The organism is Klebsiella sp. GG_Kp175, assembly GCF_040062325.1.
In the GTDB taxonomy this organism is placed as follows: Bacteria; Pseudomonadota; Gammaproteobacteria; order Enterobacterales; family Enterobacteriaceae; genus Klebsiella; species Klebsiella quasipneumoniae.
In genome coordinates this window covers 43,835-60,703 of the sequence record NZ_JBEAFX010000016.1, presented here as the reverse complement: position 1 = coordinate 60,703, position 16,869 = coordinate 43,835, and the positions used below count along the sequence as shown (strand labels likewise).

The 16,869-nt window shown below is 59.6% G+C and carries 16 protein-coding genes; 12 read left to right on the top strand and 4 right to left on the bottom strand.

Features of this window, described 5'->3' with window-relative positions:
• Positions 1 to 32 precede the first annotated feature (32 nt).
• From holC to ABLU73_RS20550, 3 genes are all read left to right on the top strand, one after another.
• Positions 33 to 476, top strand: coding sequence for a DNA polymerase III subunit chi (holC, locus tag ABLU73_RS20560; protein WP_004206530.1), 444 nt, complete (start codon positions 33 to 35; stop codon positions 474 to 476).
• On the top strand, positions 476 to 3,331 hold the full coding sequence (locus tag ABLU73_RS20555; protein ID WP_053810834.1) for a valine--tRNA ligase: 2,856 nt from the start codon (positions 476 to 478) through the stop codon (positions 3,329 to 3,331). Before holC ends, ABLU73_RS20555 begins: the two co-directional genes overlap by 1 nt.
• Positions 3,332 to 3,450: 119 nt before the next feature.
• A complete protein-coding gene (locus ABLU73_RS20550) occupies positions 3,451 to 3,954 on the top strand; it encodes a GNAT family N-acetyltransferase (protein WP_017900565.1) in 504 nt (167 codons plus the stop codon).
• Between the two features lie 283 nt (positions 3,955 to 4,237).
• On the opposite strand, the gene miaE is transcribed toward ABLU73_RS20550, so the two are convergent.
• Both miaE and rraB read right to left on the bottom strand, forming a co-directional pair.
• Positions 4,238 to 5,002, bottom strand: coding sequence for a tRNA isopentenyl-2-thiomethyl-A-37 hydroxylase MiaE (gene miaE / locus ABLU73_RS20545; RefSeq protein WP_004206526.1), 765 nt, complete (start codon positions 5,000 to 5,002; stop codon positions 4,238 to 4,240).
• 58 nt (positions 5,003 to 5,060) lie between these two features.
• Positions 5,061 to 5,483 (bottom strand): ribonuclease E inhibitor RraB, encoded by a 423-nt coding sequence (gene rraB / locus ABLU73_RS20540; protein ID WP_004206524.1) that lies wholly within the window; start codon positions 5,481 to 5,483, stop codon positions 5,061 to 5,063.
• A gap of 163 nt (positions 5,484 to 5,646) precedes the next feature.
• On the opposite strand from rraB, the gene argF reads away from it, so the two are divergent.
• Complete coding sequence (argF, locus tag ABLU73_RS20535; RefSeq protein WP_348850416.1) at positions 5,647 to 6,651, top strand: ornithine carbamoyltransferase; 1,005 nt, start codon at positions 5,647 to 5,649, stop codon at positions 6,649 to 6,651.
• Positions 6,652 to 6,720: 69 nt separating this feature from the next.
• Here argF and ABLU73_RS20530 read toward each other — a convergent pair whose 3' ends face one another.
• Positions 6,721 to 7,173, bottom strand: coding sequence for a YhcH/YjgK/YiaL family protein (locus tag ABLU73_RS20530; protein ID WP_017900567.1), 453 nt, complete (start codon positions 7,171 to 7,173; stop codon positions 6,721 to 6,723).
• Between the two features lie 194 nt (positions 7,174 to 7,367).
• Here ABLU73_RS20530 and ABLU73_RS20525 point away from each other — a divergent pair, with 194 nt between their 5' ends.
• The 5 genes from ABLU73_RS20525 to ridA all read left to right on the top strand — a co-directional run bounded on the left by ABLU73_RS20525 (position 7,368) and on the right by ridA (position 9,459).
• Entirely contained in the window at positions 7,368 to 7,472 is a 105-nt protein-coding gene (locus ABLU73_RS20525; protein WP_002886930.1) for a pyrBI operon leader peptide, read from the top strand.
• Positions 7,447 to 7,506 carry a pyrBI operon leader peptide gene (locus tag ABLU73_RS20520; protein WP_227650304.1) on the top strand — a complete coding sequence of 20 codons (60 nt, stop codon included), beginning with the start codon at positions 7,447 to 7,449 and terminating at the stop codon, positions 7,504 to 7,506. The genes ABLU73_RS20525 and ABLU73_RS20520 overlap by 26 nt, the downstream gene beginning before the upstream one ends.
• 2 nt (positions 7,507 to 7,508) lie before the next feature.
• Positions 7,509 to 8,444, top strand: coding sequence for an aspartate carbamoyltransferase (gene pyrB / locus ABLU73_RS20515; protein WP_004206522.1), 936 nt, complete (start codon positions 7,509 to 7,511; stop codon positions 8,442 to 8,444).
• A gap of 14 nt (positions 8,445 to 8,458) precedes the next feature.
• Positions 8,459 to 8,920, top strand: coding sequence for an aspartate carbamoyltransferase regulatory subunit (gene pyrI / locus ABLU73_RS20510; protein WP_002886927.1), 462 nt, complete (start codon positions 8,459 to 8,461; stop codon positions 8,918 to 8,920).
• 152 nt (positions 8,921 to 9,072) lie between these two features.
• A complete protein-coding gene (ridA, locus tag ABLU73_RS20505; RefSeq protein WP_002886926.1) occupies positions 9,073 to 9,459 on the top strand; it encodes a 2-iminobutanoate/2-iminopropanoate deaminase in 387 nt (128 codons plus the stop codon).
• A gap of 73 nt (positions 9,460 to 9,532) precedes the next feature.
• On the opposite strand, the gene mgtA is transcribed toward ridA, so the two are convergent.
• Complete coding sequence (gene mgtA, locus ABLU73_RS20500; protein WP_004206521.1) at positions 9,533 to 12,241, bottom strand: magnesium-translocating P-type ATPase; 2,709 nt, start codon at positions 12,239 to 12,241, stop codon at positions 9,533 to 9,535.
• 377 nt (positions 12,242 to 12,618) lie between these two features.
• Between mgtA and treR the strand changes: the two genes are divergently transcribed.
• From treR to treC, 3 genes are all read left to right on the top strand, one after another.
• Positions 12,619 to 13,566 carry a trehalose operon repressor TreR gene (gene treR / locus ABLU73_RS20495; protein WP_004206520.1) on the top strand — a complete coding sequence of 316 codons (948 nt, stop codon included), beginning with the start codon at positions 12,619 to 12,621 and terminating at the stop codon, positions 13,564 to 13,566.
• A gap of 130 nt (positions 13,567 to 13,696) precedes the next feature.
• Positions 13,697 to 15,115 carry a PTS trehalose transporter subunit IIBC gene (treB, locus tag ABLU73_RS20490; protein ID WP_348850414.1) on the top strand — a complete coding sequence of 473 codons (1,419 nt, stop codon included), beginning with the start codon at positions 13,697 to 13,699 and terminating at the stop codon, positions 15,113 to 15,115.
• Between the two features lie 51 nt (positions 15,116 to 15,166).
• Positions 15,167 to 16,822, top strand: coding sequence for an alpha,alpha-phosphotrehalase (treC, locus tag ABLU73_RS20485; RefSeq protein ID WP_264924192.1), 1,656 nt, complete (start codon positions 15,167 to 15,169; stop codon positions 16,820 to 16,822).
• Positions 16,823 to 16,869: the final 47 nt, after the last annotated feature.

The following is a 16,869-nucleotide window of genomic DNA, read 5'->3' as shown; positions in this document are numbered from 1 at the left end:
TGCATTTAAATCCACGACAAGAAGCCCCATATATGAAGAATGCAACGTTCTACCTTCTGGACAACGAAGACACCGTCGACGGCCTGAGCGCCGTCGAGCAGCTGGTGTGTGACATTGCCGCAGAACGTTGGCGCAACGGCAAGCGCGTCCTGATCGCCTGTGAAGATGAGCAGCAGGCGATTCGTCTCGATGAGGCGCTGTGGTCGCGGCCGCCGGAGAGCTTTGTGCCGCACAATCTGGCGGGCGAAGGCCCGCGAGGCGGCGCGCCGGTGGAGATTGCCTGGCCGCAAAAGCGCAACAGCAGCCCGCGGGATATTCTGATCAGCCTGCGGCTTAACTTTGCAGATTTTGCCACCGCTTTCACAGAAGTGATAGACTTTGTCCCTTACGAAGAAAATCTGAAACAACTGGCGCGCGAACGCTATAAGGCGTACCGCATGGCTGGTTTCAACCTGAACACGGCAACCTGGAAATAATGGAAAAGACATACAACCCACAAGATATCGAACAGCCGCTTTACGAGCACTGGGAAAAGCAGGGCTATTTCAAACCGAATGGTGATGAAAGCCAGGAGAGCTTCTGCATCATGATCCCGCCGCCGAACGTCACCGGCAGTTTGCATATGGGTCATGCCTTCCAGCAAACCATCATGGATACCATGATTCGCTACCAGCGCATGCAGGGCAAAAACACCCTGTGGCAGGCGGGGACCGACCACGCGGGTATCGCTACCCAGATGGTGGTTGAGCGTAAGATTGCCGCTGAAGAAGGGAAAACCCGCCACGACTACGGCCGCGACGCCTTCATCGACAAAATCTGGCAGTGGAAAGCGGAATCCGGCGGCACCATTACCCGTCAGATGCGCCGTCTCGGCAACTCCGTGGACTGGGAGCGCGAGCGCTTCACCATGGACGAGGGGCTTTCCAATGCCGTGAAAGAAGTCTTTGTTCGCCTGTACAAAGAAGATCTGATCTACCGCGGTAAACGCCTGGTTAACTGGGACCCGAAACTGCGCACCGCCATTTCCGACCTCGAAGTGGAAAACCGCGAATCGAAAGGTTCGATGTGGCACATCCGCTACCCGCTGGCCGATGGCGCGAAAACCGCTGACGGTAAAGACTACCTGGTGGTCGCCACTACCCGTCCGGAAACCCTGCTGGGCGATACCGGCGTGGCCGTTAACCCGGAAGATCCGCGCTACAAAGATCTGATTGGCAAATTCGTGATGCTGCCGCTGGTAAACCGCCGCATCCCGATCGTGGGCGACGAACACGCCGACATGGAGAAAGGCACCGGCTGCGTGAAAATCACCCCGGCGCACGACTTTAACGACTACGAAGTGGGTCGTCGTCACCAGCTGCCGATGATCAACATCCTGACCTTTGACGGCGACATCCGCGAAAGCGCGGAAGTGTACGACACCAAAGGCAATGAATCTGACGTCTACTCCAGCGAGATCCCGGCGGAGTTCCAGAAACTGGAACGCTTCGCGGCGCGTAAAGCCGTCGTTGCGGCGGTTGACGCCCTCGGCCTGCTGGAAGAGATCAAACCGCACGACCTGACCGTCCCTTACGGCGACCGCGGCGGCGTGGTTATCGAACCGATGCTGACCGACCAGTGGTACGTGCGCGCGGACGTGCTGGCCAAGCCGGCGGTGGAAGCCGTTGAAAACGGCGACATCCAGTTCGTGCCGAAGCAGTACGAAAACATGTACTTCTCCTGGATGCGCGATATTCAGGACTGGTGTATCTCCCGTCAGCTGTGGTGGGGTCACCGCATTCCGGCATGGTATGACAACGACGGCAACGTCTACGTGGGCCGTAGCGAAGACGAAGTGCGTCAGGAAAACAACCTGAGCGCCGACGTTGCGCTGCGTCAGGACGAAGACGTTCTCGATACCTGGTTCTCCTCCGCGCTGTGGACCTTCTCCACCCTCGGCTGGCCGGAAAATACCGACGCCCTGCGTCAGTTCCACCCAACCAGCGTGATGGTGTCCGGCTTCGACATCATCTTCTTCTGGATCGCCCGCATGATCATGATGACCATGCACTTCATCAAAGATGAAAACGGTAAACCGCAGGTTCCGTTTAAGACCGTCTACATGACTGGTCTGATCCGCGATGACGAAGGCCAGAAGATGTCCAAATCCAAGGGTAACGTTATCGACCCGCTGGATATGGTTGACGGCATCACCCTGCCGGAGCTGCTGGAGAAACGTACCGGCAACATGATGCAGCCGCAGCTGGCGGAGAAAATCCGTAAGCGCACCGAGAAACAGTTCCCGAACGGCATCGAGCCGCACGGCACCGACGCCCTGCGCTTTACCCTGGCGGCGCTGGCCTCTACCGGCCGCGACATCAACTGGGATATGAAGCGTCTGGAAGGTTATCGTAACTTCTGTAACAAGCTGTGGAACGCCAGCCGCTTTGTGCTGATGAACACCGAAGATCAGGATTGCGGCTTCAACGGCGGCGAGATGGTGCTCTCCCTGGCCGACCGCTGGATCCTTGCGGAATTCAACCACACCGTCAAAGCGTATCGCGAAGCGCTGGATAACTTCCGCTTCGATATCGCCGCCGGCATCCTGTATGAGTTCACCTGGAACCAGTTCTGCGACTGGTACCTGGAACTGACCAAGCCGGTCATGAACGGCGGCAGCGAAGCGGAGCTGCGCGGCACTCGCCATACGCTGGTGACTGTGCTGGAAGGTCTGCTGCGCCTGGCGCATCCGATCATTCCGTTCATCACCGAGACCATCTGGCAGCGCGTGAAGGTCATCTGCGGGATCACCGCCGACACCATCATGCTGCAGCCGTTCCCGCAGTACGATGCCTCTCAGGTGGACGACGCGGCGCTGGCCGACACCGAATGGCTGAAGCAGGCGATCGTCGCCGTGCGTAACATCCGTGCGGAAATGAACATCGCTCCGGGCAAACCGCTGGAACTGCTGCTGCGCGGCTGCAGCAAAGAGGCCGAGCGTCGCGTGAACGACAACCGCAGCTTCCTGCTGAATCTGGCGCGTCTGGAAAGCATTACCGTGCTGCCTGCCGAGGATAAAGGTCCGGTCTCGGTGACCAAGATCGTCGACGGCGCCGAGCTGCTGATCCCGATGGCGGGCCTCATCAACAAAGAAGATGAGCTGGCGCGTCTGGCGAAAGAAGTGGCGAAAATCGAAGGCGAGATTGGCCGCATCGAAAGCAAGCTGGCCAACGAAGGCTTTGTGGCCCGCGCGCCGGAAGCGGTGATCGCCAAAGAGCGCGAGAAGCTGGAAGGCTACGCGGAAGCGAAAGCGAAGCTGATTGAACAGCAGGCGGTGATCGCCGCGCTGTAACCCTCCCGCCCCTTGCCACCCGGCAAGGGGCGTTTTTATGAAACATCCTCGCTTGCGCTCTCCCCTGCCGCGATGTTATTAACATCATCATTCGTCTTTTTTGGGTAATGAGTCATTGTATGAATACGAGCGTCCCCGCGGCGACGTTGCTGCGTCGCATTACGGCGGCAGACAATCCCGCCATCGCCAGGGTCATCCGTCAGGTCTCCGCTGAATACGGCCTGACCGCCGATAAAGGCTATACGGTCGCCGACCCGAATCTCGATGAGCTGTATGAGCTTTACAGCCAGCCGGGCTCCGCCTACTGGGTGGTGGAGAAAGAGGGAGAAGTGGTTGGCGGCGGCGGCGTCGCGCCGCTCGCCTGCAGCGAGCCGGATATCTGCGAGCTGCAGAAAATGTATTTTATGACCAGCGCCCGCGGCCAGGGGCTGGCGAAGAAGCTGGCGCTGTTGGCGCTGGACTACGCCCGCGAGCAGGGCTTTAAACGCTGCTATCTGGAAACCACCGCCTTCCTGACGGAGGCGATCGGCTTATATGAGCATCTTGGCTTCGAACATATTGACGGTCCGCTGGGCTGCACCGGCCACGTGGACTGCGAAGTGCGGATGTTGAAAACGCTGTAGCGCCTCGATATCGCAGGCGTCCCCGGTAGCGCTACGCTTACCGGGGCGACAGTTCGGTAGCCCGGCTAAGCGCAGCGCGAGCCGGGGTATGTCCCGGATGGCACTGCTGGCACCTTACCCGTGCTCGCGGTGCCGTTTTTTTGTCAGGTGGCGGCTAACGCCTTACCCAACCTACGGCCCGTACTATTGCGAGCTGAAGCTCTCAACGCTATCTCTCTCCCCATGGCTAATGAAACTGCCGGTGTTAGTGGCTACCGGGGCTACAGGGGCCGAATAGCGTGGGCTACGCCGCCGCCGGCACGCCGCTGTGAAAGCGGAACTCGGCCTCCGGACGGAGGATCAGCGCCGCTTCCGCCTCGCCGAGCTGGCGTACCCGCTCGCTGATATCTTCTCCGGCAATCTTCTGCGCCAGATCCAGGTAGTCCTGATAGTGACGCGCTTCCGAGCGCAGCAGCGACAGATAGAACTTCTGCAGATCGTCGTCCAGCCACGGCGCCAGCGCCGCAAAGCGCTCGCAGGAGCGGGCCTCGATATAGGCGCCGCAGATGAGCTTATCGATCAGCATCACCGGCTCATGTGAGCGTACCTCCCGTCGCATGCCGCGGGCATAGTTGCTGGCGGTGATTTTGACATAGGGGATATCGCGCGCCAGCATCATCTCCCGCACTTGCCAGAAGTGATGCAGCTCCTCTTTAATCAGCAAAATCATGCTGTCCAGCAGCTGACGGCCCCATGGGTCGTCGGTCTGCGGCATGGCGCTTTTGTTGATCCGCTTATGCAGAGCGACAAAATCCGGCTCCGGCCCCCGGCGGTAGGTGAAGTCTTCATACGGCTTCAGGCAGTCCAGAAGCTCATCGGCGTCGGCTTTATCCGCGACGTAGCGACGCACCAGCAGCATGGCGTTCTGCGCCGCTTTCAGTTCGCACACCATATGGTCGGTCAGCAGCAGCGGCAGGTTTTCCGGCTTGCGGGCTTCGTCAATCCACGCCTGCGGCGTCGGGCAGTGCAGGAAGTTGATAATCGGGGAGAGTATCTGCGGGTAATCCATGGAAGTTCCTTGCTATACGGCGGCTGGCGCCGCCGTATCCATCTACAACATCTGCGACTTAGTGACGAACGCCATCGTCGTCTTCATCGACAAAATCTTCGTCATCATCGCCGTCTTCTTCGCCGTTCGGGTCCTCATAGTAGGTGCCCCAACCGTCATACTCGACGTCAAATTTTTCTGCCAGCGTCATCAGCTGTTCCACCTGGGCATCGATCAGTTCTGCGTTCAGGGCGCATTCGCTCAGAATATCGCAGCAGATGACCACTTCACCCTCTTCCACTTCCAGCTCTTCGGGCTCGGTTACTTCGTAGCCCAGCTTAAAGGCTTCCACCGCCACTTTCTCCAGGGTTTCGAAATCGTCTGCAGAGAGGTGATGCTCAATCGTGTACAGTGCGTCCGGATCGCTGCCATCCTCCAGCAGCTCTTCGATAATCAGACGCGTCTCTTCACGCTGTTCTTCCAGGTGTTCCGGGTTTGCCATGGCTCGTTCCTCATAATGTGCGGCAGTTATCCCTATTGTCACATACCGCCGTCATTGCCTCCACTTCTCAGTGAAAGATTTCGATCACAGACTTGCAAATGAATATTCATACATATAAATTGAATTTTAATTCAATTAGTGGCCTATGCCAGGTGAGGGAACCATGTCTGCGTTTTACCAGAAGCATTTTTTAAAGTTACTCGATTTTACGCCTGCAGAAATCACCGCCCTGCTCGAGCTGGCGGCAAAGCTGAAAGCCGATAAGAAAAACGGTATCGAAGTCCAGAAACTGGCAGGGAAAAACATCGCGCTCATCTTCGAAAAAGACTCAACCCGTACACGATGCTCTTTCGAAGTTGCCGCATACGATCAGGGCGCCCGCGTGACCTACCTGGGGCCCAGCGGCAGCCAGATTGGCCATAAAGAGTCGATCAAGGACACCTCCCGTGTGCTCGGACGGATGTACGACGGCATTCAGTATCGCGGCCACGGCCAGGAAGTGGTGGAGACCCTGGCGCAATATGCCGGCGTGCCGGTATGGAACGGCCTCACCAACGAGTACCACCCTACCCAGCTGCTGGCGGACCTGCTGACCATGAAAGAGCACCTGCCGGGCAAAGCCTTTAACCAGATGACGCTGGTCTACGCCGGCGACGCGCGCAACAACATGGGCAATTCGATGCTGGAAGCCGCCGCGTTGACCGGTCTGGATCTGCGCCTGGTGGCGCCATCGGCCTGCTGGCCGGAGGCCGCGCTGGTGGAAACCTGTACCGCGTTGGCGAAACAGCAGGGCGGCAACATCACCCTGACGGAAGATATCGCCGCGGGGGTGAAAGGCGCCGATTTTATCTATACCGACGTCTGGGTCTCAATGGGCGAGGCGAAGGAAAAATGGGCCGAACGTATCGCCCTGCTGCGCGACTATCAGGTTAACAGCGCGATGCTGGCGCTGACCGGCAATCCGCAGGTCAAGTTCCTCCACTGCCTGCCGGCGTTCCATGACGACCAGACCACGCTGGGCAAACAGATGGCGGCCGATTACGGCCTGCACGGCGGCATGGAAGTGACTGACGAGGTGTTTGAGTCGGCGGCAAGCGTGGTCTTTGACCAGGCGGAAAACCGGATGCACACCATCAAAGCGGTGATGGTGGCGACGCTGAGCAAATAGTCCTTCGCTCGCCGTCAAATCCCGGATCGCTCGGCGCGTATCCGGGATACCGCCCGTCAGGGCGCTGCGTTACGCCATCAGCATCTTCACCACCGCTTTGCGCACCTTCGCCGGCGCGCCCACGGCGCACAGCGGTTTATGCACTTCCCCGGGATAAAACACCACAAAGTCCCCTTCGTTAAGGATCACCGTTTGCTCCTGCGTCCCCTCCGCCAGGAAAGCGATGTCTTTCTCCGCCAGCCAGTCGGTCTGCGGCTCTCCTGCCGGCAAGGTGCTGAAGGTCATCCCCTCGCTGCCGCGGAGCACAATCTGGATATCGAGATAGCGGGTATGATATTCCGCGCGGCGTGCGGCCTGCGGCTCGGTGGTGTCTTCGGAAATCAGATAAAACAGGTTGTCGCCGTCGATATCGTGTTTACCCAGCGGCGTCGCCTCGCTGACATGGGCGATAACGTGTTCGATAGCCTCGCGCAGCGCGGCCGGCAGCCACGGCTGCAGATGGTGGATATTGCCAATAATCATCGCTTACCTCAAATATAAAACAACATTTCATTTTTGCGTTTTATACCCCCATCGCCGCTGCCATACCAGTACAGTTTCATGGTTCTTTGCGCTGGCGCACTTTTCTGCAGGCAAACGATTACCTGATTGTGAATGAATCGCTTGATCGTCATAACGGTCTGCGTATAATGCCAGTCGTTTTGCCGGGAGGAAGCATGGCCAATTGCGTACGACATTCTGTCTTAGCGCGTCTCAATGCAGACGCTGGCCTGCCGTTTTTCTTTCCGTTGCTCATTGGATTCCCGAAGCCCCTTATTTAAGGGGCTTTTTTTTTGCCCAGGCGTCAGGAGATAAGCATGGCTAACCCGCTATATCAAAAACATATCATTTCCATAAACGATCTCAGCCGCGAAGACCTCGAACTGGTGCTGGCGACGGCGGCAAAGCTGAAAGCCAATCCACAACCCGAGCTGCTGAAGCATAAGGTTATCGCCAGCTGTTTCTTTGAAGCCTCGACCCGCACCCGCCTCTCTTTTGAAACCTCGATGCACCGCCTGGGGGCCAGCGTGGTCGGCTTTTCCGACAGCGCCAACACTTCGCTGGGCAAAAAAGGGGAAACGCTGGCGGATACCATCTCCGTCATCAGCACCTACGTTGATGCCATCGTGATGCGTCATCCGCAGGAGGGCGCGGCCCGTCTGGCGACCGAATTCTCCGGCGGCGTGCCGGTACTGAACGCCGGCGACGGCGCTAACCAGCACCCGACCCAAACCCTGCTCGACCTGTTCACCATTCAGGAGACCCAGGGCCGCCTCGAAAACCTCAACGTGGCGATGGTCGGCGATCTGAAGTATGGCCGTACCGTCCACTCCCTGACCCAGGCGCTGGCCAAGTTCAGCGGCAACCGCTTCTACTTCATCGCCCCGGACGCGCTGGCCATGCCGCAATACATCCTCGATATGCTGGATGAAAAAGGTATCGCCTGGAGCCTGCATAGCGCCATCGACGACGTAATGGCGGAAGTGGATATTCTGTACATGACCCGCGTGCAGAAAGAACGTCTGGATCCGTCGGAATATGCCAACGTCAAAGCGCAGTTCGTCCTGCGCGCCGCCGACCTTGAAGGGGCGCGCGCTAACATGAAGGTGCTGCACCCGCTGCCGCGCATTGACGAAATCACCACCGATGTCGATAAAACGCCGCACGCCTGGTACTTCCAGCAGGCCGGTAACGGCATCTTCGCCCGCCAGGCGTTACTGGCACTGGTACTGAATAGCGAGCTGGCTCTGTAAGGGGGAAATGAGAGATGACACACGACAATAAACTGCAGGTAGAAGCGATCAAACGCGGCACCGTGATCGACCACATCCCGGCGCAGGTCGGCTTTAAGCTGCTCACCCTGTTCAAACTGACCGAAACCGACCAGCGCATCACCATCGGCCTGAACCTGCCCTCCGGCGAGATGGGCCGCAAAGACTTGATTAAAATCGAGAACACCTTCCTGACCGACGAGCAGGTTAACCAGCTGTCGTTATACGCCCCGCAGGCGACGGTAAACCGCATTGATGATTACGAAGTGGTGGGCAAATCCCGCCCGAGCCTGCCGGATCGTATCGACAGCGTGCTGGTCTGCCCGAACAGCAACTGTATCAGCCACGCCGAACCGGTTTCTTCCAGTTTTGCAGTGAAAAAGCGCGCTGATGACATCGCACTCAAATGTAAATACTGCGAAAAAGAGTTTTCTCATTATGTGGTGCTGGCCAACTAAATGCGGTTGGTATTGGTGGTAGGCCTCCCTATAATGGCTACCACCCTACGCTTCGTCCTTCAGGCGGCGTCTGCGCCGGCGATACAGCGCTTATCGCCTGGCGGCAACCTGAATGATTTTGCGTAACATTACTCAGTTCATCTGGAGATAACATGAGCAAAACTATTGCGACGGAAAATGCACCAGCAGCGATTGGCCCATACGTTCAGGGCGTTGACCTCGGCAGCATGATCATCACCTCTGGCCAAATCCCGGTCGACCCGAAAACCGGCAGCGTTCCGGAAGACGTGTCCGCACAGGCGCGCCAGTCGCTGAACAACGTGAAAGCGATCGTTGAAGCCGCTGGCCTCACCGTCGGCGATATCGTCAAGACCACCGTTTTCGTCAAAGACCTCAACGATTTCGCTACCGTTAACGCCACTTACGAAGCGTTCTTCACCGAGCACAACGCCACCTTCCCGGCGCGCTCCTGCGTTGAAGTGGCGCGTCTGCCGAAAGATGTGAAGATCGAGATCGAAGCCATCGCCGTGCGTCGCTGATCGCTAACCTCGGCATGAAAAAAGGCAGCCCGCAGGCTGCCTTTTTTACGTGGGTCATCCGTAAACCTTCCCCTCATTGCCAGCCGTAGCGGCGGCTGTAGAAGCCTTTGACGGTTTGGGTCAGCACCATATAGCCCGCCAGGATCGCCACCAGCCACGGGAAGTAGCTCAGCGGCAGAGCCTGCAGCTGCAGATAGCCCGCCAGCGGCGAGAACGGCAGCGCGATCCCCACCGCCATCACCACCAGGGTCATGGCGAACAGCGGCCAGGCGGCGCGGCTCTGGACGAAGGGAATGCGCCGGGTGCGGATCATGTGCACAATCAGCGTTTGCGACAGCAGCCCCTCGATAAACCAGCCGGACTGGAACAGGGTCTGCATCTCCACGGTATTGGCGTGGAACACCCACCACATCAGGCCGAAGGTGAGGATATCGAAAATCGAGCTGATCGGGCCGAAAAAGACCATAAAGCGCCCGAGATCGGCCGGGTTCCAGCGCTGCGGTTTGCGGATCTGTTCATCATCGACGTTATCGAACGGGATCGCCACCTGGGAGACATCGTACAGCAGGTTTTGAATCAACAGGTGCAGCGGCAGCATCGGCAGAAACGGCAGGAAGGCGCTGGCCACCAGCACGCTGAAGACGTTGCCGAAGTTGGAGCTGGCGGTCATTTTGATGTACTTAAGCATGTTGGCGAAGGTGCGGCGTCCTTCGATCACCCCCTCCTCCAGCACCATCAGGCTCTTCTCCAGCAGAATGATATCCGCCGCCTCGCGGGCAATATCCACCGCGCCGTCGACCGAGATGCCGATGTCCGCCGCGCGCAGCGCCGGGGCGTCGTTGATGCCGTCGCCCATAAAGCCCACCACGTGGCCTTCGCGTTTCAGCAGCGTCACGATACGCTCCTTATGCAGCGGCGCCAGGCGGGCGAAGAGCGTGGTGCGTTTCGCTAGCGCCGCCAGCTCGTCGTCGCTCATCGCTTCAATCTGGCTGCCAATCACCACTTCGCCGGCATCCAGCCCCACTTCATGGCACACCTTGGCCGCCACCAGCTCGCTGTCGCCGGTGAGGATCTTCACCGTGATGCCGCTGGCTTTTAACGCTTTCAGCGCCGGAGCGGTGGTCTCTTTCGGCGGATCGAGGAAGGCGATGTAGCCTTCCAGGATCAGGTCCGACTCATCGGCGCGCTGGTAGTCGCCTTCGCGGGCCGGCAGATATTTGGTCGCCACCGCCACCACCCGCAGCCCCTGCCGGTTGAGGGTGTCGGTCACCCGGCGAATGCGGCGCAGCATGGTGTCGTCCAGCGGCACGATATCGCCGTTGTAGCGCACCTGGGTTGAGACGTTGAGGATCTCCTGCAGCGCCCCTTTGCAGATCAGCTGATGCGCGTCGTCCTGCTCTTTCACCACCACCGACATGCGGCGGCGTTCGAAGTCGAAGGGGATCTCATCTACCTTCTGCCAGCGCGCCGCCAGCCCGCGGGCGGCCTCCAGCTCAACGCCCTCCAGCACCGCGGTGTCGAGCAGGTTTTTCAGGCCGGTCTGGTAGTGGCTGTTGAGCCAGGCGGCATGCAGTACCCGCTCGCTGACCTTGCCGGAGACGTCGGTATGGTTCTCCAGCACGATTTTATCCTGGGTCAGGGTGCCGGTTTTATCGGTGCAGAGGATGTCCATCGCGCCAAAATTCTGAATGGCGTCGAGGTGCTTCACGATAACCTTTTGCTTCGACAGCTTCACCGCCCCGCGCGCCAGCGTCGAGGTGACGATCATCGGCAGCATCTCCGGCGTCAGGCCAACCGCCACCGACAGCGCGAACAGCGCCGCCTCCCACCAGTCGCCTTTGGTGTAGCCATTGATCAGCAGCACCACCGGGGCCATCACCAGCATAAAGCGGATCAGCAGCATGCTGACCCGGCTGATGCCTTTCTGAAAGGCGTTCGGCTCGCTCTCCTGTTCACTGACGCGGCCGGCCAGCTGCCCAAACCAGGTGTGGCCGCCGGTGGCGAAAACGATGGCCTGCGCCGAGCCGCTCACCACGTTGGTGCCCATAAAGCACAGGGTGTCGCACTCCAGCGGGTTCTGCTGCAGCGGATCGCGGCTGCGGGCCACTTTCTCCACCGGCAGCGATTCGCCGGTCAGCGAGGCCTGGGCGACAAACAGATCCCGCGCCTGCAGGATACGCAGGTCGGCCGGGATCATGTCTCCCGCCGACAGCCTGATGATGTCGCCCGGCACCAGCTGGTCGATAGGCAGTTCCAGCCAGCGGCTCTCCCCCTGCTCGTTGACCACCCGCAGCACGGTGGCGGTATTGCTCACCATCGCCTTCAGCGCATCCGCCGCTTTGGTCGAGCGCGCCTCCTGGATGAAGTTGAGCAGCGTCGAGATCCCCACCATCAGGGCGATAACCCCGGCGGCGAACAGATCCTCGGTGGAATAGGAGACGATGCCGAGCACCGTCAACAGCAGATTGAACGGGTTGCGGTAGCAGGTCCACAGATGCACCCACCACGGCGAGGGCTTCTGCGCCGGGATCTGGTTGTCACCGTGTTTGAGGATTTTCGCCGCCACTTCGCCTTCATTGAGCCCTTCAGGGTGGCTGTCAAAGGCGCGCCAGATCTCCTGGTCGTCCATCGCCGCCACGTCCAGGCACTGTTTGCCCAGCGACTCAGGAATGGGGCCGCTCGCCAGATGGCGGGCGTCCGGCAGCGGATCGCGCTGGACTAAACGGCGTGGCAGATGGCGGCTAAGCTGTGCGAACAGCTGCCGGGTATAATTTTTCAGCATAAACAGTCCCTCCGCGCTCGCCAAAGCGAACGCAGCGTTGCCGACGGGCGTAGCAAAACCTACCTGTCAGGCATGTTATTTTTATGGCAGGGACATCAAGGACGTCACTGCTTTACGCTTTCCGGTAAAGCAGTGTTAAACAGGCTTACCGGAAAGAAAGGTTGCTCCATCGAGGATGAGGAGTGGGATCGGGGTCCATAACTATCTCCGGTAAGTGAATATAAACGGCGCGGATTATAGCGCCCTCGTTAAGGATTGTGTGGCAATAATGGCGATGATAAACCCGCGCAACTAAACCGAACGTAAACCAGACTTTGCTCATTGCGGTTTGGTTGAGTAGCATTATGCTCACTTCTACCCCCTGACGAGAATTCCGCATGCAGAACCGGCTGACCATCAAAGATATCGCGCGCTTAAGCGGCGTAGGGAAATCAACGGTATCCCGCGTCCTCAACAACGAGAGCGGGGTCAGCGAACGGACCCGCGAGCGCGTCGAAGCGGTGATGCAGCAGCACGGTTTCTCGCCCTCCCGCTCCGCCCGCGCCATGCGCGGCCAGAGCGATAAAGTGGTGGCGATTATCGTCACCCGTCTCGATTCGCTGTCGGAAAACCTCGCCGTGCAGACCATGCTGCCCGCCTTTTATGAGCAGGGTTACGACCCGATTATGATGGAGAGTCAGTTCTCCCCGGGGCTGGTGGAGGAGCATCTCGGCATGCTCGCCCGGCGTAATATTGACGGCGTGGTACTGTTCGGTTTTACCGGCATCGACGAGGCGATGCTCGCCCCCTGGCGCGACACCCTGGTGCTGATGGCCCGCGACGCCCCCGGCTTCGCCTCGGTGTGCTATGACGACGAGGGGGCCATCACGCTGCTGATGCAGCGGCTCTACGAACGCGGACATCGCCACATCAGCTTCCTTGGCGTACCGCACAGCGACGTCACCACCGGCGAACGCCGCCATCTCGCCTACCTCGCCTTCTGTAAAAAGCATCGTCTGACGCCCACCGCCGCCCTGCCGGGGCTGGGCATGAAGCAGGGGTATGACACCGTCGCCAGCGTGTTGACGGCCGAGACCAGCGCCCTGGTCTGCGCCACCGATACCCTCGCCCTCGGCGCCAGTAAGTACCTCCAGCAGCAGGGCCGCGATGCGCTGCAGCTCGCCAGCGTCGGCAGCACGCCGCTGATGAAGTTTCTCCACCCGGAAATATTGACCGTCGATCCGGGCTATGCCGAGTCCGGACGCCGGGCCGCCCGGCAGTTGATCGAGCAGATCGCCGGCAGCGTCGATCCCCGCCAGATCGTCATTCCCGCCGCCCTGAATTAATCTCGTTCGGGCGATTTATGTGATCGTCGCTGGGTTTCGGGAACGTTCCCATTTTGCAAATTAAGCGGAACGGTTAGGATGCCCTCAAGGTAAAAACGGCATCTCTCCCCTCTGTTTTTGAGGCTTCATCATGAGCAAAGTAAACCAGCAGGACATCGATAAACTGATCGAACTGGTGGGCGGGCGCGGTAACATCGCCACCGTCAGCCACTGTATTACCCGTTTGCGCTTTGTGCTGAACGACCCGGCCATCGCCAGACCAAAAGAGATTGAGCAGCTGCGCATGGTGAAGGGATGCTTCACTAACGCCGGCCAGTTCCAGGTGGTCATCGGCACCGAGGTGGGCGATTACTACAAAGCCCTGCTGGCGACCACCGGCCAGACTTCCGCCGATAAAGAGCAGGTCAAACAGGCCGCGCGGCAAAATATGAAGTGGCATGAACAGCTGATTTCGCACTTCGCCGAGATCTTCTTCCCACTGCTGCCGGCGCTGATCAGCGGCGGTCTGATCCTCGGTTTCCGCAACGTCATCGGCGACTTACCCATGAGCAACGGCCAGACGCTGGCCCAGATGCACCCGTCGCTGAAAACCATCTATGACTTCCTGTGGCTGATTGGCGAGGCGATCTTCTTCTATCTGCCAGTGGGGATCTGCTGGTCGGCGGTGAAGAAGATGGGCGGCACGCCGATCCTCGGGATCTTCCTTGGCGTCACCCTGGTGTCCCCGCAGCTGATGAACGCCTATCTCCTCGGCCAGCAGGTGCCGGAGGTGTGGAACTTCGGCCTGTTTACCATTGCTAAAGTCGGCTACCAGGCGCAGGTGATCCCGGCCCTGCTGGCTGGCCTGACCTTAGGCTTTATCGAGACGCGCCTCAAGCGCATCGTGCCGGACTACCTCTACCTGGTCATTGTCCCGGTCTGCTCGCTGATCCTGGCGGTATTCCTCGCGCACGCCATTATCGGTCCGTTCGGCCGCCTGATCGGCGACGGCGTGGCCTTCGCGGTGCGCCATCTGTTAACCGGCAGCTTCGCGCCGATCGGCGCCGCGCTGTTTGGCTTCCTCTACGCGCCGCTGGTGATAACCGGTGTCCACCAGACCACCCTCGCCATCGATATGCAGATGATCCAGAGCATGGGCGGTACCCCGGTGTGGCCGCTGATTGCGCTGTCCAACATTGCCCAGGCGTCGGCGGTGGTCGGCATCATCATCGCCAGCCGCAAGCAGAATGAACGTGAAATCTCGGTGCCGGCGGCGATCTCCGCCTATCTCGGGGTCACCGAGCCGGCAATGTACGGTATCAACCTGAAGTACCGCTTCCCGATGCTGTGCGCGATGATCGGCTCCGGCCTCGCCGGCCTGCTGTGCGGCCTGAACGGCGTGCTGGCGAACGGCATCGGCGTCGGCGGCCTGCCGGGGATCCTCTCCATCCAGCCTACCTACTGGCAGGTGTACGCCATGGCGATGGCCATCGCGGTGGTGGTGCCGATTATCCTCACCACCGTGGTGTATCAGCGCAAGTACCGTCAGGGCACTTTGCAGATTGTCTAACTTCTTCTTTCGGGGCGCCTTTGGCGCCTCTCGTTGCAGCAGGAAAGTACTATGAATCAACTCCCCCACTGGTGGCAAAACGGCGTTATTTATCAAATCTATCCGAAGAGTTTTCAGGATACCACCGGCAGCGGTACCGGCGACCTGCGCGGCGTCACCTCCCGCCTCGACTATCTGCAAAAGCTTGGGGTAGACGCCATCTGGCTGACGCCGTTCTACGTCTCTCCGCAGGTGGATAACGGCTACGACGTGGCGAACTACACCGCCATCGATCCCTCCTACGGCACGATGGCCGACTTTGACGCCCTGGTGGCGGAGGCGAAGGCCCGCGGGATCCGCATCGTGCTGGATATGGTGCTGAACCATACCTCGACCAAACACGAATGGTTCCGTCAGTCGCTGAATAAGGAAAGCCCCTACCGTCAGTTCTATATCTGGCGCGATGGCGAACCGGACGCCCTGCCGAACAACTGGCGCTCCAAGTTTGGCGGCAACGCCTGGCAGTGGCACGCCGACAGCAGGCAGTATTATCTGCACCTGTTCGCCATTGAGCAGGCGGATCTCAACTGGGAGAATCCGGCGGTGCGCGCCGAGCTGAAAAAGGTCTGCGAATTCTGGGCTGACCGCGGCGTCGACGGTCTGCGCCTCGACGTGGTCAACCTGATCTCAAAAGACCAGACCTTTCCCTGCGATCTGGACGGGGATGGCCGCCGCTTCTATACCGACGGCCCGCGGGTGCATGAGTTCCTGCAGGAGATGAGCCGCGATGTCTTCACCCCGCGTAACCTGATGACCGTCGGCGAGATGTCTTCCACCTCGCTGGAACACTGCCAGCAGTACGCCGCGCTGGACGGCCGCGAGCTGTCGATGACCTTTAACTTCCACCATTTAAAAGTCGATTATCCCGGAGGGGAGAAGTGGACCCTCGCCCGCCCGGACTATGTGGCGCTGAAGGCGCTGTTCCGCCACTGGCAGCAGGGGATGCACAACCGGGCATGGAACGCGCTGTTCTGGTGTAACCACGATCAGCCGCGCATCGTCTCGCGCTTTGGCGACGAAGGCGCGTACCGGGTGCCGGCGGCGAAGATGCTGGCGATGGTGCTGCACGGCATGCAGGGCACGCCCTATATTTATCAGGGCGAAGAGATCGGTATGACCAATCCGCACTTCAACAGCATCAGCGATTATCGCGACGTCGAGAGCCACAATATGTTTATCGAACGTGCGGCGCAGGGGCAAAGCCCGGACGAACTGCTGGCAATCCTTGCCAGCAAATCGCGCGACAACAGCCGCACGCCGATGCCGTGGCATAGTGGCGAGAACGGTGGCTTTAGCGACGGTGAGCCGTGGATCGGCCTTGGCGATAATTACCAGGAGATCAACGTCGAGGCGGCGCTAGCGGATCCCGATTCAGTGTTTTATGCCTATCAGCAGCTGATTACGCTGCGTAAAACCCTGCCGCTGCTGACCTGGGGCGATTACGAGGATCTGCTGCCGGAGCATCCGTCGCTGTGGTGCTATCGCCGTCAGTGGCAGGGGCAAACGCTGGTGGTCGCCGCCAACCTGAGCCGCGAACTGCAGACCTGGCAGCCAGAGGAGGCACCAGGCGACTGGAAGATGATTATCAGCAACTATGCCGAGACCACGCCCCGCCCGACCGGGCTGACGCTGCGGCCGTTCGAAGCGGTATGGTGGCTACAGGCGTAAGGTATCCCCTGCCCTCCCGAGATGAGAATGTCATGCCTGGCGCCGGT